We start from the raw sequence: 23,325 nt of genomic DNA, 5'->3' as shown, positions 1-23,325 counted from the left end.
CTCTCGATATTTGAATGGTTAGTGAATGCCACCGATGCGGTTAAAACGCACACCAGTTGGAATCCATGAAGGTAGAACACTATCTGCGCCACGATCAAACTCGAAGCTGATCCAGATCGCGACAGCTTTACCGACTAAGTTTGCTTCTGGAACAAAGCCCCAGTAACGGCTGTCAGCACTGTTGTCACGGTTATCACCCATCACAAAATACTGACCTTGTGGTACAACCCACTCTGTCGTGCCGCTGCGTGGGAAATATTGCTCCACGCGGTTACGCACAAGAGGGTTAACCAAAATATTGTGCTCAACGTTACCCAATTTTTCATCCAGTTGGATCATTGGAATACCGTTCGAGCTAAACTGACTTTCTTCAACATTGCTCAGTTTAACTGGCTTACATGCCGATTCGCCTTGGCTTTGCACGCAAAGCTGCTTATCACTTGAATAACGCACGATATCACCAGGTAAACCAACTACACGCTTAATGTAGTCCACACTTGGTTGTGGTGGGTATTTGAATACCACGATATCACCACGCTCAGGCTTACCAGTTTCCACTAGCTGAGTACGCCATACTGGGTCTTTTAGACCGTACGCGTACTTCTCAACTAAAATGAAATCGCCAACCAGCAAGGTAGGCATCATTGAGCCTGATGGGATTTGAAATGGTTCGTAGATAAAAGAACGTAATACTAAAACGAACGCGATCACAGGGAAAATAGAGACGCTATTTTCAACCCACCAAGGCTGACGCTCAACTTTTTGCAAGGTCACTGCATCCAAACCATTAGACGTCTGAGCTTGAATCTCAGCCAGTTTTTCCTGACGCTTTTTCGCGAAAACCAGCTTTTCCAATAGCCAAACCACGCCAGTTACCAAAGTCGCAATAACCAACATCAGTGAGAATGTATTCGCCATTAAATTCCCTTATCTAAAAATACGAAAGTGAAAGAGCCGAAACCCTTTCACTTATTTTAATATCTAACGTCTTAAGACCGACAAGTGTGAGACAAAGTTCAACTTTAGTCTTTACCTACGTGAAGGATGGCTAGGAACGCTTCTTGAGGCAGCTCAACGTTACCGATCTGCTTCATGCGTTTCTTACCTTCTTTCTGTTTCTTCAGAAGTTTCTTCTTACGACTTACGTCACCGCCGTAACATTTCGCAATAACGTTCTTACGCAACTGTTTTACCGTTGAACGAGCGATAATGTGGTTACCAATTGCCGCTTGGATTGCGATATCAAACATTTGGCGAGGGATGAATTCTTTCATCTTCTCTACCAACTGACGACCGCGAGTCTGAGACTGATCTTTGTGTGTAATCATCGCCAATGCATCAACAGTATCACCGTTAAGAAGAACGTCTACACGTACCATGTTCGAAGCTTCAAAACGCTGGAAGTTGTAATCCAAAGATGCGTAACCGCGTGATGTTGATTTCAGACGATCGAAGAAATCCAGTACCACTTCAGCCATTGGAATATCGTAAGTCACAGCGACTTGGTTACCGTGGTAAACCATATCAACTTGACTGCCTCGCTTTTCAACACACAGGGTGATTACATTACCTAGGTACTCTGAAGGCACAAGGATATTACAACGCGCAATCGGTTCACGAATTTCTTCAATATCATTGATCGCTGGTAGTTTTGCTGGGCTATCAACATACAGCAGATCGCCATCCGTCTTCTCAACTTCGTAAACTACCGTTGGTGCTGTGGTGATAAGATCCAAGTCGTATTCACGCTCTAGACGCTCTTGGATGATTTCCATATGTAGCATGCCAAGGAAACCACAACGGAAACCAAAGCCTAGTGCTGCAGAGTTTTCTGGCTCGTAGAATAGCGATGCGTCGTTTAGGCTTAGTTTGCCTAGTGCGTCGCGGAAGTTCTCGTAATCGTCAGAAGATACAGGGAACAGACCTGCGTAAACCTGAGGTTTAACTTTCTTAAAGCCTGGTAGCGGTTTATCACAACCATTCTTCGCTAGAGTCAGCGTATCACCAACAGGGGCACCAAGAATGTCTTTGATACCACAAACAACCCAACCTACTTCACCAGTACGAAGGATATCGGTATCTACTTGTTTTGGCGTAAAGATACCAAGACGATCTACACCCCAAACTTGGCCCGTACTCATCACTTTGATCTTATCGTTCTTCTTCAGTTCGCCGTTTTTAATACGCACTAAAGAAACAACGCCAAGGTAGTTATCAAACCATGAGTCTATGATCAGCGCTTGTAGTGGCGCATCTGGATCACCTTCCGGTGCTGGAATCGCTGACACAATGTTCTCTAGAACGTCATCAACACCGATGCCTGTCTTCGCAGAACAGCGGGTTGCTTCCATTGCATCGATACCAACGATTTCTTCAATTTCTTCCGCTACACGCTCAGGATCGGCTGCTGGTAGGTCAATCTTGTTCAAGATTGGCACAACCTCTAGATCCATTTCGATCGCGGTGTAACAGTTAGCCAGTGTTTGAGCTTCAACACCTTGACCCGCATCCACAACCAATAGCGCACCTTCACAAGCCGCTAGAGAGCGTGATACTTCATATGCAAAGTCAACGTGCCCCGGAGTATCGATGAAGTTCAGCTGATACGTCTCACCGTCTTTAGCGGTGTAGTTTAGCGTCACACTCTGAGATTTGATGGTGATGCCACGCTCACGTTCAAGATCCATAGAATCCAGAACCTGTGCGGCCATTTCACGATCGGTTAACCCGCCACAAACTTGGATTAGACGGTCTGATAGGGTCGACTTACCATGGTCGATGTGGGCGATAATCGAAAAGTTACGAATGTGCTTCATAGATTTAGGGTGACTAACTCTTTACAAATAGGGACAGTAAGAAACGCCATCTACTGACGGCATTTCAATCAAGTTGGCAGATTCTACCGAATTTCGTTAACGGGCGCACGTAATTTAAAGTACATACCCAAATAACCTTTAGTGGAGGGGGACAGCACTTACTGGATTGGCTCTCCAAGTACCCGAACGAGGGTAACTTGGCGCTTGGATTCATCTTCTAACGGACGAGAAACACATTTTGCGATCCACATTCCACCAGCGGCAAACAATACCGATGCCAATATGATGATGCCTTCCCCGCCGGCTGTCAGCGGCGCTAATAGGAAGTGACCAAACATCGCGCCGATAATCAAACCAAACAATGGCAGTAAATAAACCGCCATTGCTGATTTTATTAGGCTTGACTCAGGAAAACCAATCTCGACGACTTGACCTATTTTCACCGATTTATCCGTGCGCAGGTGCCAAGATAAACTCTTGTTACCAATGGCTTTAGTAACAACGCCCGTTCCACAGCTTTTCTGTGAAGAGCAACTACTGCAACTGGTCTGCTGTTCGCAACTTAAATCAATTTCGTATTGCTTGCCGCGACGATGCACGTCTGTCACGGTAGCCAACGCGGTCATCATTGTTATTTACTCTTTGTTACATTAAATGTGACTGATTGGGCGATACGCTGTGCTGTGGTCGGTGGAATGTCTCCTACAACAGAGATTTCATGTTGACCGCTCACAAAACTGTGTAGCGTTCTTCTGCCTTGGCGAACCAACTGCCCTTTTAACGAATGCTCATCCTTGTTTGCTACGTAAACAGAGAAGCTAAACAGACCATCAGAATACAGCTGACTCTCCACCATTTGGTTAGTAACGGCCATTCGATAGCGGTTGAGCTCGTTCGGCTCGAAACCCTCAGGGATCCAACCAACCTGCCAATTACTGGTCCCAATATCGCCTTTTGGCATGGTGAGAACAGCAGGTAATTGAACATCTTGCAGGCCACTCATTAACTCTGCGATTTTTGGGTTTACCGTGTAAGAAATAGTGCGATATTGTTCAAGCATCTCACCATCTCGGTCCACAAGGTCGGCACGTAACGGCAATTTACTCTTTTCATCGATCCATAGTACGTATGAATAGCGCAGACCGTCTTTAGGAACAATACGCAGCACTTGTGTTGCCACACCAGCTTCACGAGCTCTGCCCACTTTTACATAGTCGTAATACAAGTTTAGCTCATCGATATTGGTGTTGAGCATAGGCATAGTCGGAGCGACCATTTTACCTGACTCGATGGTGAACGGTTCTAAACCCGTTTCGATATAACTTACTTCAGTTCCGCGACGAATCACTTCACGCACTGGGCCACTTAAGTAGACAAGATGAGCATATTGATCGTCACCATGCGTGGCATGACGATACAGCAACGGCTCAATGCTGTTCTTTTTGATAAGGATATAAGAGAGTTCGTAACTTAAATTCTTACTCGCCTCGCTCATTTGATGCAATAAAGCCTCCGCTGGCTTATCACCAGCAAAGGCTTGAGAAGACATCATACTGAACAGAGCGCAAGCGCTGATCAGAAATTTTTTCATTCAATATCCGGATTCAGATTTGCATCTTGTTGAGATGCATCACTGTTAATTCGTAACTGCAATTCGTAGTCTCGCAGCATAGCATGAACACGCTTGCGCTGCTCTTGCATATTTGCCTCGCCTACAGAACGTTCTACAGACTCACGAGTCAAACTCACTGGTTCTGCGCTGCCAGCAAACGGAACCGTCTGCAATACAGGTAATTGATCTGTTTGCGGCGACATTGAATCGCTACCACCGTACTGCTGTACACCTAAAATAACAACAAGCGATACACATGCAGCAACAGCAACTTGACCAAACTGCGTCAACCAACCTGGCAACTGACGTTTTGCTTTTTGCGGTTCTGGTTGCGACTCTTTTGGCGTATCCGCAATTGAGATAACATTTGCACTGTGCGAATCAAACGCACGGTGTGCAGGTTCATCTTCTAACGCTAACGCCACGCTTTCAGCAATATTCCACTCAGGTTTTGCTGGCGCTTCGCCTCGCATCACATCACCAATCAGGTGATAGTTCTGCCAAGCATCACGGCTCTCTTGGTCTTGCTCTAACTCTTGAATTAAAGCCTTATCGACCAATTCTCCATCCATGAGAGCTGAAAGTTTTTCTTTGTCAGCCATTATTTTCACCATAGTTATTACTTGTACTAGCGTTGCAAAAGAGGTCTGATTTTCTTTTCCACCGCCTCACGAGCACGGAAGATACGCGATCGTACCGTTCCTACCGGGCAATCCATCACTTCTGCAATTTCTTCATAACTCAAGCCATCGAGCTCTCGTAATGTCATTGCGGTTTTTAAATCTTCAGGTAAAGCTTCGATTGCACTGAACACCACCCGTTGCAATTCTTTGGACAACGTTAAGTTCTCAGGGTTCGATATTTCTTTAAGTGCACTACCTGTTTCGTAAAATTCAGCATCTTCAGCATCGACATCTGTCGCTGGAGGTCTACGCCCTTGAGCAACAATGTGATTTTTCGCAGTATTCACTGCAATGCGATACAGCCACGTATAAAACGCACTTTCCCCACGAAAGCTAGGGATAGCTCGGTAAGCTTTAATAAACGCTTCTTGTGCTACATCTGGTACATCGCCAGGATTACTAACGTATCTGGAAATAAGATTACATACCTTATTCTGGTACTTTGTTACCAACAGGTTGAATGCTTGCTTATCGCCATTCTGAACTCGCTCAATCAATACTTGATCGGTCAGCTGCTCGTTCATTCGAGCGGATACTCCTATTTGTTATGCCCCTACTCTTCTCAGATATGGGTACTAATTATGCAAAACGTAGTATTGACACCACTGCTTACTTGAGCACTATTGTGACCCTAACGTGAATGAGAAAGTTCCATGGTTTCTCAAGTTTTTTGTCATTGTTTTTTCACAGTGTGATGTCTGTACCCAAATGACCACCGCTGCCTGACTTTAGTCTAAGTTTGACAAGCGAGCATCTTGGAGGGAAATGGGTATAATGAATGATCTCTGTCCCAGATTGTGCTGGGTCGAGCATGGAAAAGCAATGGCATTGACAAACTATTACTTTTCATTTGCATGGCTAATGGCTATCTGAACACCGCGTTACAAATTATAACTTAGGAAGCATGCTCATGCTCTGCATGAAAAAGAAGAGTGGCTCAGTCACCGCCGTAACACGGACGTCGATAGGTCTCCCAACTTAGCCCTTAGCGACAGATGTCGCGATAATGGAATGCACATGGTGTGCAAATAATACACAAGGTAACTTTGTTACCTTAGCTTGGGATTATAAAAGTTATATGAACACAAATCGTGAACATGAGTGTGATGTATTAGTGGTAGGGAGTGGCGCGGCAGGTTTGTCGTTGGCTTTGCGCGTTGCTAACCACTGTAAGGTGATGGTGCTGAGTAAAGGACCACGCAGCGAAGGGGCAACCTACTATGCTCAAGGCGGTATCGCTGCCGTATTTGATGAGTCAGACACCATTGATTCACACGTTGAAGACACGCAAATCGCCGGGGATGGTATTTGCGATGAGGAGACCGTAAGGTTCATTGCTGAGCATTCAAAAGAGTGTGTACAGTGGTTGATTGACGGTGGTGTCCCATTTGATCGTGAAGAAGATGACTCTGACGATGAACCTCGCTACCACTTAACTCGTGAAGGTGGTCATAGCCGTCGTCGTATTCTTCACGCGGCAGATGCGACAGGTATGGCGATGCAAACCTCCCTGCAAGATAACGCTCATAACCATCCAAACATTCATGTTCTCGAACGTCACAATGCTCTGGACTTAATCACCGAAGACAAAATTGGCGGTGATAAAAACAAAGTTATCGGTGCTTATATTTGGAACCGCAACGAAGAGCATGTCGAAACCGTGCGAGCCAAATTTGTGGTTCTCGCTACAGGTGGTGCTTCAAAGGTTTATCAATACACCTCTAACCCAGATGTGTCGTCTGGTGATGGTATTGCGATTGCTTGGCGTGCAGGGTGTCGTGTGGCGAATATGGAATTTAACCAGTTCCACCCTACGTGTTTATATCACCCAGAAGCACGTAACTTCTTGCTGACTGAAGCGTTGCGTGGCGAAGGTGCTTACCTGCGTCGTCCAGATGGCTCTCGCTTTATGCCGGATTTCGATGAACGTAAAGAGCTTGCTCCGCGTGACGTCGTGGCTCGTGCTATCGACTTCGAAATGAAGCGTTTAGGTGCCGACTGTATGTATCTCGACATCAGCCATAAGCCTGCTGACTTTATTACGAAACACTTCCCAACCATTTATTCACGTTTGATGGATTTGGGCATCGACATGACTAAAGAGCCAATCCCAATCGTACCTGCTGCACACTACACTTGTGGCGGTGTCATGGTGGATAGAAATGGCTGCACCGATCTGAAAAATTTGTATGCGATTGGTGAAGTTAGCTACACCGGCCTGCACGGTGCTAACCGCATGGCATCAAACTCACTTCTCGAATGCGTGGTTTATGCTTGGTCTGCGGCAAAAGATATTCTAAAACATCACACTAACGTTGAGCTACCCTCACAGGTGCCATGTTGGGATGAAAGTAAAGTAACCAATAGTGATGAAGAAGTGATCATTCAGCACAACTGGCACGAGCTTCGTCTGTTTATGTGGGACTACATGGGCATTGTGCGAACTGACAAGCGTTTAGAGCGCGCCTTACGCCGTATCCAACTGTTGCAACAAGAAACACACGAGTACTACAGCAATTTCCGAGTGTCGAACAACTTATTAGAACTGCGTAACCTTTTACAAGTAGCAGAGTTGATGGTTCGTTGTGCGATGCAGCGTAAAGAGAGTCGAGGTTTGCACTACACGCTTGACTATCCGAACCAACTGGAAAACAGCGGACCAACGATTTTGGTTCCAGCTAAACAGCTTTAACTCTACCAAGTAAACTATTACATCAGCAGGGAGCATTAGCTCCCTGTTTCATTTCCCATTGGCGTAATACCAAAGATAGTTGACGATACTGCTCATCGTCACAGCTATCACGCCAAATCGTAACACTACGGCCAGATTGCAATTGGAATGTTATCTTGAATGGTGATGCCGATGTATCGACTCGCTGTAAATGACCCTTTTCGGACTCAATATCTTCCGAGTATTCGCCATACTCAAGGGCATCAAACCTAACCGAGCCATCGCAGTGCACATACCAATGCCCATGACTTGTAGGTTGAACAAGGCCTTGGCTTGAGAGAGCCTTAACAATCAGTAATAACAAATAAGTCGATAATACGAGCGGAATGCTAGAGAAGATAACAGCCCAAGTCATCAATAAGAAAAGTACAACATTGAAGACTCGGGCAGTCAGAGAGGGAGAAGCAGTAAAATTAACGAACTTTGCTGAGGTTATGGGCGACAATTTTATCAACCATTGCTGCATGACCTAAATTTTCGCTACGGCCATGCCCCATTACCCAAGTAAACAGATCAGGATCATCGCATTCAAGTAAAGAAACAAAGTCACGCTGCTCTTGTTCACTCAGAGTATCAAAGCACTCTTCAAAAAACGGCATAATTACTACGTCAAGCTCAAGCATGCCTCGACGACAAGCCCATTTAATACGCGCTTTTTCTTCCGGAGTGTACATTCACTATTCCTTCATAGATGTCTTGTTGTTAGTGCGGAGTGTAACAAGGGATGTGCTACGTCACTAGTGTGCGGGTCACAATACGATAGTGAAAGCAGACAAATGTTGATTCGTAAATCGCTCCCCTAGTATCTCAAGGTTATTTGGGTATAACATAGCGGAAAAATATCTTCAAAAGGCATTGTAATTATGGAATGGCAAACTCGTTTTTCAGCATTACCTCTCTCAACTCAAGACGCACTTCCAGAGTTATCTATCTCACTGCTGGATAACTTCGGCATGATCACCATGATCGGTGATGATAAAAAATCATACTTACAAGGTCAGGTTACCTGCGATGTTGTTTCTTTAGAACAAGACCAATCAACACTGGGCGCACATTGTGATGCAAAAGGCAAAGTGTGGAGCGTGTTCCGGCTTTTCCATCATCATGATGGCTACGGCATGATCCAACCAAAATCGGCGATTGACGTAGAACTTAGTGAAATAAAGAAATACGCCATTTTCTCTAAAGTAACGATTGAAGCTTCTGATGACGTTATCTTAGGTGTTGCTGGCGTCAAAGCCGACGAATTCATTTCAACAATGAGCAAGACAACTGGCAGCGTTCGCCCAGTTGACGGTGGCACAGCAGTGCAAGTTGCACAAGATCGCTGGTTACTGATATTAAGTGCGCCAGAAGCACAGCAAATCGTTGAAACTACCGACGCTGTCTTTACGACAAATGAGCTTTGGAATCGTTTCGATATTGAGGCAGGTTTACCATTTGTCTCTGCATCCGCGCAGAATGCTCACATTCCACAAGCACTTAACGTGCAAGCTTTAGGAGGCATAAGCTTCACAAAGGGCTGCTACACGGGACAAGAAACGGTAGCACGAGCGAAGTATCGCGGTACCAATAAACGTGCGATGTATATCGTAAAAGGTGCAACTTCTGCTCCATTCAGTGACGAACCAATTGAGCTCGAACGCAGCGTAGGTGAAAACTGGCGTTCAGTAGGTGCTTTATTAAATCACTACCAGTTCAGTGACAATCACGCGATTGGCCTGATCGTGCTGCCTAATAATCTCGATGAGGACACTCGTCTTCGTTTGGTTGCGCAACCAGAATGTGAATGGACAATCGAATCACTGCCTTACAGTCTTGATGATGAGTAATACAATCAATACTCCTTTGATGCAATTTCTCACAGACCAACACATTCCGTTTCGTCTGTTACCGCATCAAAGACCAGCAACCACCATTGAGGATGCCGCGCACCAACGCGGCATTCGCCCCTCTCAAATGGTGAAAGCAATCTTGCTACGAGACATGGGTAATCAATATGCACTCGCCTGTGCGCCAGGTGATCGTAGCGTTGATCCCAAAAAAGTGCGCTCGTTACTGAAATGTCGCCGGATGACTTGTGTTGATCAAGCCGATGTTGAGTCCATCACTGGTTACAAAATTGGTACTGTCACTCCTCTGCTACTAAAACGTCATATGCCAATCGTGTTCGACCCTAGCTTACTAGAAGAACAGGAAGTCACGATCAGCAGTGGCGATCGCATGGCTGGACTGGCGCTTTCTATCCAAGATCTTATCCAATTGTGTCAGCCGACCGTAGCTGAGATCTGTCGTTAATCGTCTAAAAACAATGTAATGACACGTAGTGTTTCTATCACTGCGTGATCTCGCTCATATCTACAAAAATAGACATGAGAATTTTTAATCACATATAAAACATAAATAGTCACAAAGATAAAACTCGTATATGCTGAATTTGTTGGTTAAGTTTCAAACAAGCACTTAACCAATATAAAGTGAGTCAGCTAGCTGAGTGACAGCATTCATGCAGTTAGTTATCCACTTTTGTGTAATGCATCTGTGACTATTCGCCCGCTGAAGCGGGCTTTTTTTTACGTGGAACTTTTTCTCTTTCATTTCCTCTAATCGTTAGAACGTAAAGTGTGTTACGCGAAGCACGACCTTAATAGAAACAACTAGCAAACAACCGTTTTCGTTCTATTCTTAATTCTGTAACAAAACTATTGCTTAATGCGTCACGTAAAAAGGAGTGTATTGGGTAAGGGTTCCTTTAGAGAGGTTATTTTTGGGGTAATCCTCACGCTATTTAAGAGATGACACTGTCAAATTGTCTAAGACAACACAATTCTCTGACGCAACACCCTACATCTGTATTTAATACTATTGCTGTCACAATAATTTTCGCGTCCAGAACGTAGAATACCTAGGCTAGGTTAGATAAAAGGAAAGTAAATATGAGACTGTTTAAGCGCTATACACCAAGTATGATTGCTAAACATATAAGTCGTCTTTTTAAAGGAAGAATTTATATTTACGGGGTCGGTAGATTCGAGTTTGATAACGGTAAGTTAATACTGCCGGAGAAAGCAGAGCAACGCCATTTCCGAGCGGTCAAAGAGATCAATCAAGAAATAATGAAACTCCGATGCGCATATGCTTAGCAAAATGTTGATAAAACAAAGGCTGGATTAACCAGCCTTTTGTGTATTTGAAGTTCGCTTTGCACTTACTGACGCGCCAGATCCGGCAAGTGTCCCTTTAAACCAAGCGCGCGCTTCATGATCTCATCTTTCGCTCCCGGCAGTTGCCCCGCTAAACTTAAGCCAATGCCACGAACGAGCTTCTTAGCTGGGTTCTCGCCAGAGAACAAATCTCGAAACCCTTGCATAGTAGCGATCATCTTTGCCGCTTCCGCTTTTCGCCAACGCTCGTAGCTTCTTAGGTTGCGTTTACTACCGATATCTTGTCCCTGCTTCCAAAGTGCTAACACCTCTTGAGCAAGACTGGCCGCATCTAATAAACCCAAATTCACACCCTGCCCCGCTAATGGGTGAATGGTATGGGCCGCATCACCAACCAGCGCGACTCGCTCGACGACAAAATCTCGCGCATAGCGCATTTTCAAAGGAAACGCAGCACGCTCTCCCACTACTTCACATAGACCAAGTCGAGCATCAAACTCACTCGTCAACGCTTTATTGAAATCATGTTCACTCATCGCCACTAACTGCTCTGCTCGATTTGGCTCCGTGGACCAAACAATAGAGCACATATTTGGTTGCGACATTGGCAAAAATGCCAACGGTCCGTGAGGAGTAAATATCTGGCGCGCAATGCTGTTGTGTGGCATAGCAGTTTTGACATTCGCGACCAAAGCATGATGACCATAGTCCCAATGCGTTAATGGAATATCCATTTGATGGCGAAGCCACGAATTCGCCCCATCGGCTCCGACCACTAATTTAGCGGTCATGGCTTGGCCATTATCGAGCGTCAGCCAGCTTTCTTGCTCACCGACCGCGAGAGTCGCGCAACGTGCAGGCATAAACATAGTGACGTTATCGAGCTTTTGGACTTGTTCAAGCAGCGCAAGTTGAATCACACGATTCTCAACAATGTGCCCTAAATCAGGTTGTGCCATACTTTGTGCATTAAATTCAATACTGGCAAAGCTATCTTGTTCCCATACTTCCATGCCATGGTAAGGTGAAGCTCGGCGCTGTTCTATGCCCTGCCAAGCACCAAGTTTACGCAAAATCGTCTCACTAGAGCGGCTCAGCGCAGACACACGAACATCGGGCAATTCTTTCAACGAATCATCTGGCACTTTACCTTCAATAACGGCGACACGCAGATCACTGTCTTTGAACGCGGCAGCAAGTGCCAACCCAACCATCCCTCCGCCGATGATGGCGATATCTACACTTTGCATCATTGCTTTTTATTACCTAATTCAGTGCGGCCGTTCATCGTTTTACCAAGCCAAGTGTATGGCGTAGTAGCGGCTGCTTAAAAATAGAAAGGTTATCCATCGCTGCTAAGGCAGTATTTCGGCCAATTCGCATCGCGGGTAAATCATTTGAAAAAACATGCACCAAGGCACTGGTTAGCCAAATAGTTTCGCTTCGATCTGCTTCTCTACGTTGACTAAAGCGCATCAGGCCTTGATAAAGACCCACATCCTCACTTTGGTGCACAATTTCTTCTGCTAGTGAGACTACATCGCGAATACCGAGATTAAAGCCTTGTCCAGCTATCGGGTGCAGCGTTTGCGCCGCATTTCCAACAATCGCAAAGCGATGTGAAATATTTTGCTTTCGATGGCGAAGAAGCAATGGGTAACTTGCACGACGCCCCACTTTTTTCATCGCGCCTAAACGCCAACCAAAATCGTTCTGTAAATGCTGGAGAAATGCTTGATCAGATAACTCAAGAACGGCTTGGGCTTCTTCAGGGTGCAAACACCAAACTAAGGACATTCGATTGTCACTCATTGGCAATAAAGCAACAGGGCCATTTTCAGTAAAACGTTCAAAGGCTCTACCTTGATGAGGTTCTTGAGTCACAATATTGGCAATGACAGCCACTTGTTCAAAATCTTGCTCAGAAAGTTCTAGACCAATTTTCTGACAACAGGTCGAAACAGCACCATCTGCAGCCACCAGCAGTTTTGCTTCAAGTTGCTCACCACTTTTCAACGTCACATGGGTACAGTTTTGCTCGCGCTCGATATCGGTAACGGAGTCAGGACAAAACAGCGTAATTGATTCGCTGCTGTCTAATAATTCTTGATATACACGCCCAACATCGGCTAATTCTACAACATACCCTAGAGCTTCAACCCCAACCTCTTGCTTGGTAATCTCCGTCATCCCAGCATGAGAACGGTCAGAAACGTGGATATGTTCAATGGGTGTGACAAACGGTTCTACTGACGTCCAGAGCTGTAGTTGACGCAACAGATTGACAGTACCGTAAGACAATGCGATTGAGCGAGAGTCAAAACCAGGGTGCATATCTGATTGTGCTTTAAAAGGCTCAACGACGGCAATGCGGAGCTTTCCCTGAGACAAATGGTCAATCGCCAATGCTAACGTTGCACCAGCCATGGCACCACCAGCAATGACTACATCATATTGCTTCATACTAACCTCTGGACGGTCTACGATTAGTGAATAGTAGGTTTTTTGTCGCTGCTTTCAGGACGAACACCAAATTCAGCATGAATCGTTAGTACGCAAGCTTTGATGTGCTCAATCACTTGCTCTAGCAATTGCGCTTGTTCACCAAGATCGTCATCTTCATCGATGCCTAATTTGGCAATCTCTTCTAGGTCAGCCAGTGCTTCTTTAGCGTCATCAGATGCTTTATTAAGCGCAACGCCTGCTAGACCTAACCCAGAAATAAAGTGGTTTACAAAGTCGGACACACTGTCGGCTAATGCGAATAAGCCTTCTTCGCCCGGCTCATCTGGCAATAGTAAAGACAGCTCCATTGATGTGCCAGTAAGCTCATTAACAGTAACGTTGAATATGCTCTGAGCAAAAGTGAGTGCTGTCGAGGGCCACCCCATCCCATCATTGGTGTAGTCAAAAAGAATCGGCTGCCAAGTTTGATCATTGATCGCCAATCCACCACTTAACATGCCAACAAATAAGCCATGTAACTCCGCCGGTGTCACAGCCAGGCTTGCCGATTGCAGTTCAGCAGCAATAGATTGGTATTCAGGAAGGGTGATTTCACTCATAACTTGGCTCATTCTTGCGTAATAATGTATTGGTATATCCTACCATCAAGGTTAGTGGTCTGAAACGGCTATCAAATTCAATTTTGGACAGCATTTGTTCAATTTGCCCAATTCCTGTGTGATCTCGTCATCATTTCTCTTTCTGTGATGGGAAATGCTTGAATCTTAATAGCGGTTTTCCTATAGTTTGCTCCTCGGTAGTTGTATGAAGCAACACCTTAGATAGCGCGAATATAGAGTTTATTCATCATGAGCAATCAAGCGATCGACGTTGAAATATTAGGCAAACTTACACGTGTGAATTGTCCGACAGGACAAGAAGAGTCTCTTGTTGCAGCGGCAAAAGATCTGGATCGCCGATTGAAAGAAATGAGCGAACGTACTAAGGTAACCAATGAAATCCAACTGCTGACCTTTGCTGCATTGAATATTTGCTATGAGTTGCACACCAAGTCATACGAATCCAATGGTCAACAGCAAGAAATTACTGAGCGAATGGAAAAGCTCACCGCGTCTTTAGAGAACGCACTAAGCAAAGTTACGCAAGGACAGCAGTAAATACAAAATTTACCCTGGGGTGTGCGTCAGCAGGATCTAAGTCCCTGAGCCGATAAGCAATACCTAAGGGTTAGTATTTGGTAACTATTGAGCAAGCTCGGCATGCACCGAGAAGCCTACGGTTGTCATTGCTGATCCGCCTTGAACCAGCTGGTTCAAGGGCCACAATCCTCAACGGCACCCTGGGGTATTCTCTCTATGTCAGACCTCTCTCGACAAGACTTCCGCAAACTGATTCGTGAAAAGCGCAACGCTCTGTGCAGTGATACGCAATACCAAGCGGGAATCGACCTTATTACTCAATTTTCCCAACTTCCTGAAATCGATCAGGCGCAACATATTGCCATCTACCTTTCTGCAGACGGTGAGCTTGATACTAAACCGCTCATTGAATGGTTATGGCAACAGGGAAAATCGGTTTATCTGCCCGTCATCCATCCCTTTTCTAAAGGTCAGTTACTGTTTCTTCAGTATATAAGTGATGAACAGCTCGTCTACAACAAGTACGGCATCTTAGAGCCCAAGCTCGATATCAGACACCTCAAACCCGTTCGCCAGCTTGATTTAATCTGCACGCCTTTAGTTGGGTTCGACAGTATCGGACACCGCTTAGGCATGGGCGGAGGGTACTACGATCGTACTCTATCACGTTGGTTTATAACTGGAGAGGGAGCTAAACCTGTTGGTATCGCTCATGACTGCCAACATGTAGAACGCTTACCAATTGAAAGCTGGGATATTCCATTACCTAAGATCGTGACCCCAAGCCAAATATGGCAATGGGAAAGTGACAAGTAAGCCGCTATAATCACGCCCGCAAACGTTAACGAACATCTATTCAGGAGATTGGCATGACTCAAGATGAAATGAAAAAAGCGGCTGGTTGGGCAGCACTAAAATATGTTGAGAAAGGCAGCATTGTCGGTGTTGGTACTGGCTCTACCGTGAATCACTTCATCGATGCACTAGGCACTATCAAAGATGATATTAAAGGTGCAGTGTCTAGCTCTGTCGCTTCAACTGAGCGCCTTAAAGAGCTTGGTATTGAAGTATACGAGTGTAACGATGTAATGAAGCTGGATGTGTATGTTGATGGCGCAGATGAGATCAACCCAGCACGTGAAATGATCAAAGGCGGCGGCGCGGCTCTGACTCGTGAGAAAATTGTCGCAGCAATCTCTGATAAGTTCGTATGTATCGTTGACGGCACTAAAGCAGTTGACGTACTTGGCCAGTTCCCATTGCCTGTTGAAGTAATCCCAATGGCACGCTCTTACGTGGCTCGTGAATTGGTAAAACTAGGTGGTGACCCAGCTTACCGTGAAGGCGTTGTGACTGACAACGGCAACGTGATTCTGGATGTGCACAATATGCAAATTACCAACCCGAAAGAAATGGAAGACAAAATAAACGGCATCGCTGGTGTGGTGACTGTGGGTCTTTTCGCTCATCGTGGTGCAGACGTAGTGATCACCGGCACACCAGAAGGTGCAAAAATTGAAGAATAAATAACAGCCCAAAATGAACCTATCTGGTTCACTTTTCTGTTATTTCATTACATACGGTGCTGCAAGGCACCGTTTTTTATTCCTTTCTATAAGAAAATTATCTCTTATTCCGTAATTTTCTTACCCAAAGCAATTTTTTTTTGTTACTTTATTGAACAGAAGACGCACAGGGAAACGTTTGTCTTCCTACAAAACTGTTAATTATCCCCTTTTTAATAGTTTTGTCCAATGTGCGCCACATTAGCCCACCTTTCCATTTTAAGGACGAGAAAAAATGGCCAAAGTTTCACTGGAAAAAGAAAAGATTAAGATCCTCTTGTTAGAGGGACTCCACCCTTCTTCAGTTGAAGTTCTTCAAGCAGCTGGTTATACCAACATTGAATACCATAAAGGTTCCCTTCCGGAAGAAGAACTAATTGAAGCGGTAAAAGACGTGCACTTCATTGGTATCCGCTCCCGTACGAACCTATCCGAAGAGGTAATCAATGCGGCGAACAAGCTGGTTGCAATTGGCTGTTTTTGTATTGGTACTAACCAAGTAAACCTAGATGCAGCAGCAAAACGCGGTATTCCTGTCTTTAATGCACCATTCTCTAACACTCGAAGCGTGGCAGAGCTTGTACTTGGGCAAATCCTTTTACTAGTGCGTGGTATTCCTGAAAAGAATGCACTTGCACATCGCGGTATTTGGAAGAAAAGTGCAGACAACTCTTACGAAGCTCGTGGTAAGTGCCTTGGCATTATCGGATACGGTCACATTGGTACGCAGCTTGGTATTATTGCCGAAAACTTAGGTATGCGCGTTTACTACTACGATATTGAGAACAAACTGTCCCTTGGTAATGCGACGCAAGTACATACCATGAGTGAACTATTGAACAAATGTGATGTGATTTCTTTGCACGTTCCCGAAACACCGGAAACGAAAAACATGATGGGTGAAGCTGAATTTGCTCGAATGAAACCAGGTTCCATCTTTATCAACGCGGCACGTGGCACCGTTGTGGATATTCCTGCACTTTGCCATAGCTTAGAAGCTGGTCACCTTGCCGGCGCTGCAATTGATGTATTCCCAACTGAACCAAAAACAAATGCTGACCCGTTCGAGTCTCCTTTACAAAAATTCGATAACGTCATTCTCACTCCACACGTTGGTGGTTCAACGCAAGAAGCACAAGAGAATATCGGCTTAGAAGTGGCGGGCAAACTGGCTAAGTACTCTGATAACGGCTCGACACTTTCAAGCGTAAACTTCCCTGAAGTGTCATTGCCAGAACACAGTGGAGAGTGCTCTCGTCTGCTTCATATCCACAAGAACCGTCCTGGTATTCTAACTCAGATCAACACCATCTTTGCTGAAGAAGGCATTAACATTGCCGCGCAGTACCTACAAACAGCCGCTGAAATAGGCTACGTAGTGATCGACGTTGAAACTGAACGAGCAGAAGAAGCTCTAACAAAGCTCAAAAACATTGAAGGCACAATCCGTGCTCGTATCCTTCACTAAACAGTGAAACAGAAACGACAAAGGCAGGGGTTATGACTCCCTGCCTTTTGCTTTTTACTGTTTGCTAAGCCTTACTTTAGCTTATAAATGACATCGACTTGATCGCGAATGATCATAGTTGAATCTTGGTAGCTATTCGCTCCTTCTTTACTATCCATCGCCATTGAACGCATTAACACAGGCTGAACGTGCATCTGTCTGTAATTGATCTGCCATACATCGCCCAACTTTTTCTCAAAACCAGTCGCTAATGACCCTGCTTTTTCTCTTGCGTCCTTAATCGCCGCCATTCGTGCCTTTTGCTGATACTCGGCTTGGTTGCTTACCTTAAGTTGAATATTATCAACCTGATTAATTCCCGCTTCTAACGCCATATCTAGGTATTGGTTAAGGTTTTTCAGATCCGTCACCGTGACATCAATACTGCGAGATGCTCGATACCCAACAAGTTCTGCTTTTCCTGATTTAGGGTAGTGGTACTGAGGAGCAAGGTATAAATTCGAGCTAGTAATATTGTCTTTTGACAAGCCGGCATCCGACAAGCTTTTTAGAAACTCTTCAACGGTTTTATCTACGGACAATTTCGCTTGTTCAGCCGTCATTGTCGTATCGACTACTTTTACAGAAAACGTAGCCATATCAGGTGTAGCCGTCACTTCGCCATACCCCGTTGTCGTAACATGAGCAAACTCTGGCGTATTCGCCAAAACTGAAGCACTGGTAAGGCTGAGTGCTGAAGCCAGCAAAAATGAATACAATTTCATTCAATAAATCCATCCATACAAAATTAAGTACTTAATCTCAGATTCCAACATCACTATCATGGCTGAGAAAGCGTGTGGTTTCATAATAGAAACTTCCGCCGATTATCCAAGCACCCATAGTGACTTCTAACACAACTTTGACTATGTAACATTGGCGTAATTTTTAAACAAAACACACTAAGTTAACGATATGCAGCTCTGACAAACTTATTGAGGTAGATGCTGCTGCGCATACCCCACTATCGCATGTGAGATTTCTTGTAGTACCCCAGTTTCTAACTGCCAGTGGTGCCAATAAATCCGATGGGACATTAAAAAACCTGGAGTCACATCAACCAACACACCTCTGTCTAATTCGTCGGTAATTTGCAAGCGGGGGATCAAGCAATAAGCTACACCAGCTAACGCCACTTTTAGAAACGCTTCAGAACTACTGATGTTGTGATGAATAACGCTGTCAGGATTGACGTTAAAGTGCTCGGTAAGAAATGTTTTATGTAGATCATCATATTGGTCATATGAAACGGCCGGTGCTTTTGCCAATGTCTGATTATTTACGCCTTTAGAAAAATAACGCTGATAGAACTCTGGGCTCGCGACACAAACATAATCGATGCGACCTAAATAGTCTGAGCTGCATCCGGGGATTGGCTGGGACTCCAAGCTGATCGCTCCTGTCACTTCGCCACTTTTGAGTTTTTCAATAGAGCGGTATTCACCATAGATAGTCAGTTTTAGTTCAACTTGACGCTGCTTCATAACATTTTGCAGCGCTGGCAGTAGCCATGTTGCAAGGCTATCTGCATTAGTCGCTAAAGAGAGTTGCACAGGTCGCGTACTGGTATCATTTTTTAGTTCGGGGAGAATTTCATGCTCTAGCAAGCGTACTCGCCGATAAAGACCCAACAATTTTTTACCAATTGGCGTTGGCTTAGGTGGCTGGCTTCGAATTAAAACAGGCTGCGCGAGAAACTTCTCTAACTGCTTGATACGTTGAGAAATGGCGGATTGAGAAACAAATAAATGCTCGGCAGCACGCTCAAAGCTACCCTGATAAACTATAGCGTCTAATGCCTCAATCCATTTGTAATCTAACCCTCGCATACCTTTCCTCTCACTCTTGCTCAAACGCCTCCCGTTAAATTAGCCTATCTAATGTAAGATTAAAATCATTAATTATACTTATTTAGATAAACGCTTTATCTTTCCCTTTTCTGTAAATGTATTTGTTATTTTGAAGTGAGGTGAAGTGTGAGCTTGTGGGTTCTATTGCAAGGTTTTGGTTTAGGAGCATCAATGATCATTCCGATCGGCGCGCAAAATGCGTATGTTTTGAATCAAGGCATAAAGCGTAACCACCACCTAACAACCGCCACTATTTGTAGCGTGCTAGATATGATTTTCATCTCTCTAGGTATTTTTGGTGGTGGTGCAATTCTGTCTCAAAATGAAATCTTACTGACGTCGGTGACACTTGGTGGTATTGCTTTCTTGAGCTTCTATGGACTGCTCTCGCTAAAAAGTGTTTTTAAGCCAGAGAGTGAATCGGAATCAAAAGGGGAGATCGTAGCTCGAGGTCGTCGAACGGTTATTCTAGGTGCGTTAGCCGTCACTGTGCTTAATCCGCACTTATATTTAGATACAGTCGTTATTCTAGGTTCGATCGGTGGACAATTTGAAGGCCATGATCGCATTGCTTTTGCACTAGGTACGATTATGGCTTCCTTTGTTTGGTTCTACACTTTATCGATAGGAGCCGCCAAACTAGGTCCAACACTCTCTAAACCAAAAGTGAAAAAAACCATCGACATTGCAATCGCAATGATGATGTTCACAATAGCGTATATCTTAGCGAGTGAGCTTATTGATAAGTATTGGTAATCATAAGGTAGTAAGGCAGCAAAGACATGGAGTCACTAAAACGTATTTATAACAACAATAGAGAGCGATTCAACGCGCTCTCTATTCCTTTTCGTGAATGGCAGCACGAAGCCATCTTAGACTTTGAGACAGATATACGCATTGCGAGAGAGCTTGGTTGGACGGGTACGCATACCAAAAGCCTCTTTTTAACACTCAAAGGACAAGGTTACGCAGTTTATCTGACAGATAAGGACTCGCGCCTCGATGCCAAGCAGATTAAAGCGATTACAGGTAAACGTCCCTCTATTTGTAATGACGATGAAATGGTCGAAGTGTTAGGTTGCGTACCCGGCGCGGTTTGCCCAATAGGCTTACCGGAATACATCACTATCATTGTTGATACCAATCTCTATCAACATCAAGAGTTGCTCTATACGCCTGGCTTACCTGAGTTCACATTTGGATTTGCAGGTAAACATCTAAAACGCCTCTTACTTGCTGGTCATCACACCCTTTACGAAATATAAAAAAGCGAGGCCTATTGGCCTCGCTTTTGAATATCGACTGCTTTTGATTAAGCGTCGACTTTGTTCAGGTGAACATCCATTTGTGGGAATGGAATCTCGATACCATTTTCATCCAATGCTTCTTTAATACCTTGCATTGCATCAAAGTATACGCCCCAGTAATCTGCAGTTTTCACCCATGGACGAACCACAAAGTTAACTGAAGAGTCTGCTAACGTAAGTACACCAATTGTGATATCTGGGTCTTTCAAGATACGTGGATCTTTCTCTAGCGTCTCACGAATCACTTTCTTCGTTAGTTTAAGGTCTGCTTTGTATGAAACACCAATCACTAGGTCGACACGTCGTGTCGCATGGCGAGAGTAGTTAGTAATGGCACCGCCGATAACTGAAGAGTTAGGCACAACAACCATTTTGTTGTCTGGTGTTTTTAGAACTGTTTGGAAGATTTGAATTGCTTCAACACTACCCGCTACACCACCGATTTCTACGTAGTCGCCTGATTTGAATGGACGGAACGCAACAATAAGTACGCCTGCTGCAAAGTTTGATAGTGAACCTTGTAGTGCAAGACCAACAGCAAGACCTGCCGCACCAATCACAGCAACAACAGAAGCGGTTTGAACTCCTAATCGACCAAGAGCCGCGATTAGCACGATTACAAATAGCAAGTAACGAACAAGACCGTGAATAAATTCAACGACGGCCTTATCCATGTTTTTCTTTTCTAGTACTTTAGAAACACTACCAGCGACTGCCTTAACGATAAGATTACCGATAAACAGAATAAGCAGCGCAGAGATAATGTTCACACCGTACTGAACCAGTAGATCTGAATTGTTTGTCAGCCAAGTTTCAGCCTGAGTTAGACCATCAGTTAAAGTGGTATCGATACCCACCGATTCACCTGCCATAATTCTTATCCTCAAAAATAAAGAGATATAAATCCAATTGCCGTTAATTTATGAACCTTGTTTTTTAAAGGCTCTTTTCTAAAACAACATCCCTATTGCTCCACTGAACAGTGTCAGATTTTTGGCACAATATCCCAACTCTGACTTTTTTCAAAGTCAGAGTTTCGCAAAGATATGCAAAACAAGACTTTATCAGAGCTTTCTGACACTGACTTGTTACAGGTTACGCAATGCACTCTGATTTCGCCACTCTTAAGACTGATATTCCCATGTTTTCTTTAAAAAAACGTTAAAGGTGAGATATCTAACTAGCAAATACAACCTAACGCATAAAAATATCGGGAGAAAGCAGAGGGGAAGAAAATGATAGATATAAAAAAAACCCGCTCAAAGAGCGGGTTTTTAAGTAACTTAATCAGTAACGATTATAGTACGTCAACTGCGTTAAGGTCAGCAAATGCTTGCTCTAGACGAGTAACCATTGAAGCTTGGCCTGCACGTAGCCATACGCGTGGATCGTAGTACTTCTTGTTTGGTGCATCTTCACCAGTTGGGTTACCGATCTGACCTTGTAGGTAATCGTGGTTTTCAGCTTCGAACTTACGGATACCATCCCAAGTAGCCCACTGTGTATCAGTATCGATGTTCATTTTGATTACACCGTAGCCGATAGATTCACGGATTTCTTCTAGAGAAGAACCTGAACCACCGTGGAATACGAAGTTTAGAGAGTTCGCTGGAAGACCGAATTTCTCAGAAACGTGCGCTTGAGAATCACGTAGGATAGTTGGAGTTAGTACAACGTTACCTGGCTTGTATACGCCGTGTACGTTACCGAAAGATGCTGCGATAGTGAAACGGTGGCTGATTGCGCTTAGTTTCTCGTATGCGTATGCAACGTCTTCTGGAGAAGTGTATAGCTCAGACGCATCCATATCAGAGTTGTCAACGCCGTCTTCTTCACCACCAGTACAACCTAGTTCGATTTCTAGAGTCATGTTCATTTTAGCCATGCGCTCTAGGTACTTAGCAGAAATTTCGATGTTCTCTTCTAGAGACTCTTCAGAAAGGTCGATCATGTGAGAAGAGAATAGTGGCTTACCAGTTTGCGCGAAGTACTCTTCACCAGCGTCTAGTAGACCGTCGATCCAAGGAAGTAGTTTCTTAGCTGCGTGGTCAGTGTGTAGGATTACTGGAACACCGTAAGCTTCAGCTACAGCGTGAACGTATTTCGCACCAGCAACAGCACCTAGGATTTGAGCTTCTTGACCTTCAAGTTTTAGACCTTTACCAGCAAAGAAAGCAGCGCCACCGTTAGAGAACTGAACGATAACTGGAGCTTTAACTTTTGCAGCTGCTTCAAGTACTGCGTTTACAGAGTCAGTACCCACACAGTTTACTGCTGGAAGTGCAAAGCTGTTTTCTTTTGCAACTTCAAATACTTTCTGAACGTCATCGCCAGAGATAACACCTGGTTTTACGAAGTCGAAGATCTTAGACATGGATGTAATCCTATTTATCTGTCGTTTTTAAACAAAACTTGTTAAGTTGAAAATCTTGCAAACGTTTGCTCACAACTGAGGCTATTCTAGCAGAGTTCCTCACACGTTGCA

Annotated in this window: 25 protein-coding genes and 1 other RNA gene; 11 read left to right on the top strand and 15 right to left on the bottom strand. The window is 44.5% G+C overall.

The window, feature by feature from the left end; genetic code table 11:
• Positions 1-18: 18 nt before the first annotated feature.
• From lepB to rpoE, 6 genes are all read right to left on the bottom strand, one after another.
• Positions 19-918 (bottom strand): signal peptidase I, encoded by a 900-nt coding sequence (lepB, locus tag R7E51_RS12200; RefSeq protein WP_005380933.1) that lies wholly within the window; start codon positions 916-918, stop codon positions 19-21.
• 104 nt (positions 919-1,022) lie between these two features.
• Positions 1,023-2,816 (bottom strand): translation elongation factor 4, encoded by a 1,794-nt coding sequence (gene lepA, locus R7E51_RS12195; protein ID WP_005384577.1) that lies wholly within the window; start codon positions 2,814-2,816, stop codon positions 1,023-1,025.
• A 158-nt stretch (positions 2,817-2,974) separates the two neighbouring features.
• Complete coding sequence (locus tag R7E51_RS12190) at positions 2,975-3,445, bottom strand: SoxR reducing system RseC family protein (protein ID WP_017821629.1); 471 nt, start codon at positions 3,443-3,445, stop codon at positions 2,975-2,977.
• A 2-nt stretch (positions 3,446-3,447) separates the two neighbouring features.
• Positions 3,448-4,407, bottom strand: a complete 960-nt coding sequence (gene rseB, locus R7E51_RS12185) for a sigma-E factor regulatory protein RseB (RefSeq protein WP_005380941.1) — start codon at positions 4,405-4,407, stop codon at positions 3,448-3,450.
• Positions 4,404-5,030 carry a sigma-E factor negative regulatory protein gene (locus R7E51_RS12180; protein ID WP_005380944.1) on the bottom strand — a complete coding sequence of 209 codons (627 nt, stop codon included), beginning with the start codon at positions 5,028-5,030 and terminating at the stop codon, positions 4,404-4,406. Before R7E51_RS12180 ends, rseB begins: the two co-directional genes overlap by 4 nt.
• Before the next feature lie 26 nt (positions 5,031-5,056).
• Entirely contained in the window at positions 5,057-5,635 is a 579-nt protein-coding gene (gene rpoE / locus R7E51_RS12175; protein WP_005380946.1) for an RNA polymerase sigma factor RpoE, read from the bottom strand.
• Positions 5,636-6,189: 554 nt separating this feature from the next.
• On the opposite strand from rpoE, the gene nadB reads away from it, so the two are divergent.
• Positions 6,190-7,803, top strand: a complete 1,614-nt coding sequence (nadB, locus tag R7E51_RS12170) for an L-aspartate oxidase (protein WP_005380947.1) — start codon at positions 6,190-6,192, stop codon at positions 7,801-7,803.
• Positions 7,804-7,825: 22 nt separating this feature from the next.
• Here the strand turns inward: nadB and R7E51_RS12165 are convergent, their stop codons facing one another.
• Positions 7,826-8,287 (bottom strand): protein YgfX, encoded by a 462-nt coding sequence (locus R7E51_RS12165; protein WP_238939353.1) that lies wholly within the window; start codon positions 8,285-8,287, stop codon positions 7,826-7,828.
• Positions 8,256-8,516, bottom strand: a complete 261-nt coding sequence (locus R7E51_RS12160; RefSeq protein WP_005380951.1) for an FAD assembly factor SdhE — start codon at positions 8,514-8,516, stop codon at positions 8,256-8,258. Before R7E51_RS12160 ends, R7E51_RS12165 begins: the two co-directional genes overlap by 32 nt.
• A gap of 189 nt (positions 8,517-8,705) precedes the next feature.
• On the opposite strand from R7E51_RS12160, the gene ygfZ reads away from it, so the two are divergent.
• The 3 genes from ygfZ to R7E51_RS12145 all read left to right on the top strand — a co-directional run bounded on the left by ygfZ (position 8,706) and on the right by R7E51_RS12145 (position 10,985).
• Entirely contained in the window at positions 8,706-9,674 is a 969-nt protein-coding gene (ygfZ, locus tag R7E51_RS12155) for a tRNA-modifying protein YgfZ (protein WP_025768842.1), read from the top strand.
• Positions 9,667-10,140: an aminoacyl-tRNA deacylase gene (locus R7E51_RS12150; protein WP_005384562.1), complete on the top strand. Its 474-nt coding sequence runs from the start codon at positions 9,667-9,669 to the stop codon at positions 10,138-10,140. Before ygfZ ends, R7E51_RS12150 begins: the two co-directional genes overlap by 8 nt.
• 638 nt (positions 10,141-10,778) lie before the next feature.
• A complete protein-coding gene (locus R7E51_RS12145) occupies positions 10,779-10,985 on the top strand; it encodes a DUF1107 domain-containing protein (RefSeq protein ID WP_005380970.1) in 207 nt (68 codons plus the stop codon).
• Between the two features lie 65 nt (positions 10,986-11,050).
• Here the strand turns inward: R7E51_RS12145 and R7E51_RS12140 are convergent, their stop codons facing one another.
• The 3 genes from R7E51_RS12140 to R7E51_RS12130 are packed head-to-tail and all read right to left on the bottom strand — an operon-like array spanning position 11,051 to position 14,071.
• Positions 11,051-12,259 (bottom strand): FAD-dependent 2-octaprenylphenol hydroxylase, encoded by a 1,209-nt coding sequence (locus tag R7E51_RS12140; protein WP_017633554.1) that lies wholly within the window; start codon positions 12,257-12,259, stop codon positions 11,051-11,053.
• Between the two features lie 31 nt (positions 12,260-12,290).
• The gene (gene ubiH, locus R7E51_RS12135; protein WP_017633555.1) at positions 12,291-13,469 is read right to left on the bottom strand and encodes a 2-octaprenyl-6-methoxyphenyl hydroxylase; all 1,179 of its coding nucleotides are present in this window, start codon (positions 13,467-13,469) and stop codon (positions 12,291-12,293) included.
• Positions 13,470-13,492: 23 nt separating this feature from the next.
• Positions 13,493-14,071 carry a YecA/YgfB family protein gene (locus R7E51_RS12130; RefSeq protein ID WP_005380976.1) on the bottom strand — a complete coding sequence of 193 codons (579 nt, stop codon included), beginning with the start codon at positions 14,069-14,071 and terminating at the stop codon, positions 13,493-13,495.
• Between the two features lie 249 nt (positions 14,072-14,320).
• Here R7E51_RS12130 and R7E51_RS12125 point away from each other — a divergent pair, with 249 nt between their 5' ends.
• The 5 genes from R7E51_RS12125 (at position 14,321) to serA (ending at position 17,644) form a co-directional block, all read left to right on the top strand.
• Positions 14,321-14,629, top strand: coding sequence for a cell division protein ZapA (locus R7E51_RS12125; RefSeq protein ID WP_005384553.1), 309 nt, complete (start codon positions 14,321-14,323; stop codon positions 14,627-14,629).
• An 8-nt stretch (positions 14,630-14,637) separates the two neighbouring features.
• A non-coding RNA gene (ssrS, locus tag R7E51_RS12120) (6S RNA) lies at positions 14,638-14,822 on the top strand.
• Positions 14,823-14,827: 5 nt separating this feature from the next.
• Positions 14,828-15,427 carry a 5-formyltetrahydrofolate cyclo-ligase gene (locus tag R7E51_RS12115; RefSeq protein ID WP_005384552.1) on the top strand — a complete coding sequence of 200 codons (600 nt, stop codon included), beginning with the start codon at positions 14,828-14,830 and terminating at the stop codon, positions 15,425-15,427.
• A gap of 53 nt (positions 15,428-15,480) precedes the next feature.
• Positions 15,481-16,137 carry a ribose-5-phosphate isomerase RpiA gene (rpiA, locus tag R7E51_RS12110; RefSeq protein ID WP_005380982.1) on the top strand — a complete coding sequence of 219 codons (657 nt, stop codon included), beginning with the start codon at positions 15,481-15,483 and terminating at the stop codon, positions 16,135-16,137.
• Positions 16,138-16,411: 274 nt separating this feature from the next.
• Entirely contained in the window at positions 16,412-17,644 is a 1,233-nt protein-coding gene (gene serA, locus R7E51_RS12105) for a phosphoglycerate dehydrogenase (protein ID WP_017821632.1), read from the top strand.
• A 71-nt stretch (positions 17,645-17,715) separates the two neighbouring features.
• On the opposite strand, the gene R7E51_RS12100 is transcribed toward serA, so the two are convergent.
• Together R7E51_RS12100 and R7E51_RS12095 are read right to left on the bottom strand one after the other, a co-directional pair.
• Positions 17,716-18,408 (bottom strand): oxidative stress defense protein, encoded by a 693-nt coding sequence (locus R7E51_RS12100; protein WP_005384550.1) that lies wholly within the window; start codon positions 18,406-18,408, stop codon positions 17,716-17,718.
• Between the two features lie 207 nt (positions 18,409-18,615).
• Positions 18,616-19,512: a LysR family transcriptional regulator ArgP gene (locus tag R7E51_RS12095; protein WP_017821633.1), complete on the bottom strand. Its 897-nt coding sequence runs from the start codon at positions 19,510-19,512 to the stop codon at positions 18,616-18,618.
• Positions 19,513-19,659: 147 nt separating this feature from the next.
• Between R7E51_RS12095 and R7E51_RS12090 the strand changes: the two genes are divergently transcribed.
• Together R7E51_RS12090 and R7E51_RS12085 are read left to right on the top strand one after the other, a co-directional pair.
• Positions 19,660-20,289 carry a LysE/ArgO family amino acid transporter gene (locus tag R7E51_RS12090; protein ID WP_017821634.1) on the top strand — a complete coding sequence of 210 codons (630 nt, stop codon included), beginning with the start codon at positions 19,660-19,662 and terminating at the stop codon, positions 20,287-20,289.
• Positions 20,290-20,315: 26 nt separating this feature from the next.
• Positions 20,316-20,798 (top strand): YbaK/EbsC family protein, encoded by a 483-nt coding sequence (locus tag R7E51_RS12085; RefSeq protein ID WP_005380994.1) that lies wholly within the window; start codon positions 20,316-20,318, stop codon positions 20,796-20,798.
• A 47-nt stretch (positions 20,799-20,845) separates the two neighbouring features.
• Here the strand turns inward: R7E51_RS12085 and mscS are convergent, their stop codons facing one another.
• Entirely contained in the window at positions 20,846-21,712 is an 867-nt protein-coding gene (mscS, locus tag R7E51_RS12080; protein WP_005380995.1) for a small-conductance mechanosensitive channel MscS, read from the bottom strand.
• 425 nt (positions 21,713-22,137) lie between these two features.
• The gene (gene fbaA, locus R7E51_RS12075; protein WP_005380996.1) at positions 22,138-23,214 is read right to left on the bottom strand and encodes a class II fructose-bisphosphate aldolase; all 1,077 of its coding nucleotides are present in this window, start codon (positions 23,212-23,214) and stop codon (positions 22,138-22,140) included.
• Positions 23,215-23,325 lie beyond the last annotated feature (111 nt).

This window comes from Vibrio sp. Vb1166 (assembly GCF_033338695.1).
In the GTDB taxonomy this organism is placed as follows: Bacteria; Pseudomonadota; Gammaproteobacteria; order Enterobacterales; family Vibrionaceae; genus Vibrio; species Vibrio alginolyticus.
Note: the sequence above shows the minus strand (reverse complement) of the source record. Positions and strands in the feature narration are given on the sequence as shown.

Excerpts from the sequence above, each read along its gene's own strand:
- lepB (WP_005380933.1), bottom strand. The coding sequence starts at position 918 with ATGGCGAATACATTCTCACTGATGTTGGTTATTGCGACTTTGGTAACT.
- lepA (WP_005384577.1), bottom strand. The coding sequence starts at position 2,816 with ATGAAGCACATTCGTAACTTTTCGATTATCGCCCACATCGACCATGGT.
- R7E51_RS12190 (WP_017821629.1), bottom strand. The coding sequence starts at position 3,445 with ATGATGACCGCGTTGGCTACCGTGACAGACGTGCATCGTCGCGGCAAG.
- rseB (WP_005380941.1), bottom strand. The coding sequence starts at position 4,407 with ATGAAAAAATTTCTGATCAGCGCTTGCGCTCTGTTCAGTATGATGTCT.
- R7E51_RS12180 (WP_005380944.1), bottom strand. The coding sequence starts at position 5,030 with ATGGCTGACAAAGAAAAACTTTCAGCTCTCATGGATGGAGAATTGGTC.
- rpoE (WP_005380946.1), bottom strand. The coding sequence starts at position 5,635 with ATGAACGAGCAGCTGACCGATCAAGTATTGATTGAGCGAGTTCAGAAT.
- nadB (WP_005380947.1), top strand. The coding sequence starts at position 6,190 with ATGAACACAAATCGTGAACATGAGTGTGATGTATTAGTGGTAGGGAGT.
- R7E51_RS12160 (WP_005380951.1), bottom strand. The coding sequence starts at position 8,516 with ATGTACACTCCGGAAGAAAAAGCGCGTATTAAATGGGCTTGTCGTCGA.
- ygfZ (WP_025768842.1), top strand. The coding sequence starts at position 8,706 with ATGGAATGGCAAACTCGTTTTTCAGCATTACCTCTCTCAACTCAAGAC.
- R7E51_RS12150 (WP_005384562.1), top strand. The coding sequence starts at position 9,667 with ATGAGTAATACAATCAATACTCCTTTGATGCAATTTCTCACAGACCAA.
- R7E51_RS12145 (WP_005380970.1), top strand. The coding sequence starts at position 10,779 with ATGAGACTGTTTAAGCGCTATACACCAAGTATGATTGCTAAACATATA.
- R7E51_RS12140 (WP_017633554.1), bottom strand. The coding sequence starts at position 12,259 with ATGATGCAAAGTGTAGATATCGCCATCATCGGCGGAGGGATGGTTGGG.
- ubiH (WP_017633555.1), bottom strand. The coding sequence starts at position 13,469 with ATGAAGCAATATGATGTAGTCATTGCTGGTGGTGCCATGGCTGGTGCA.
- R7E51_RS12130 (WP_005380976.1), bottom strand. The coding sequence starts at position 14,071 with ATGAGTGAAATCACCCTTCCTGAATACCAATCTATTGCTGCTGAACTG.
- R7E51_RS12125 (WP_005384553.1), top strand. The coding sequence starts at position 14,321 with ATGAGCAATCAAGCGATCGACGTTGAAATATTAGGCAAACTTACACGT.
- R7E51_RS12115 (WP_005384552.1), top strand. The coding sequence starts at position 14,828 with ATGTCAGACCTCTCTCGACAAGACTTCCGCAAACTGATTCGTGAAAAG.
- rpiA (WP_005380982.1), top strand. The coding sequence starts at position 15,481 with ATGACTCAAGATGAAATGAAAAAAGCGGCTGGTTGGGCAGCACTAAAA.
- serA (WP_017821632.1), top strand. The coding sequence starts at position 16,412 with ATGGCCAAAGTTTCACTGGAAAAAGAAAAGATTAAGATCCTCTTGTTA.
- R7E51_RS12100 (WP_005384550.1), bottom strand. The coding sequence starts at position 18,408 with ATGAAATTGTATTCATTTTTGCTGGCTTCAGCACTCAGCCTTACCAGT.
- R7E51_RS12095 (WP_017821633.1), bottom strand. The coding sequence starts at position 19,512 with ATGCGAGGGTTAGATTACAAATGGATTGAGGCATTAGACGCTATAGTT.
- R7E51_RS12085 (WP_005380994.1), top strand. The coding sequence starts at position 20,316 with ATGGAGTCACTAAAACGTATTTATAACAACAATAGAGAGCGATTCAAC.
- mscS (WP_005380995.1), bottom strand. The coding sequence starts at position 21,712 with ATGGCAGGTGAATCGGTGGGTATCGATACCACTTTAACTGATGGTCTA.
- fbaA (WP_005380996.1), bottom strand. The coding sequence starts at position 23,214 with ATGTCTAAGATCTTCGACTTCGTAAAACCAGGTGTTATCTCTGGCGAT.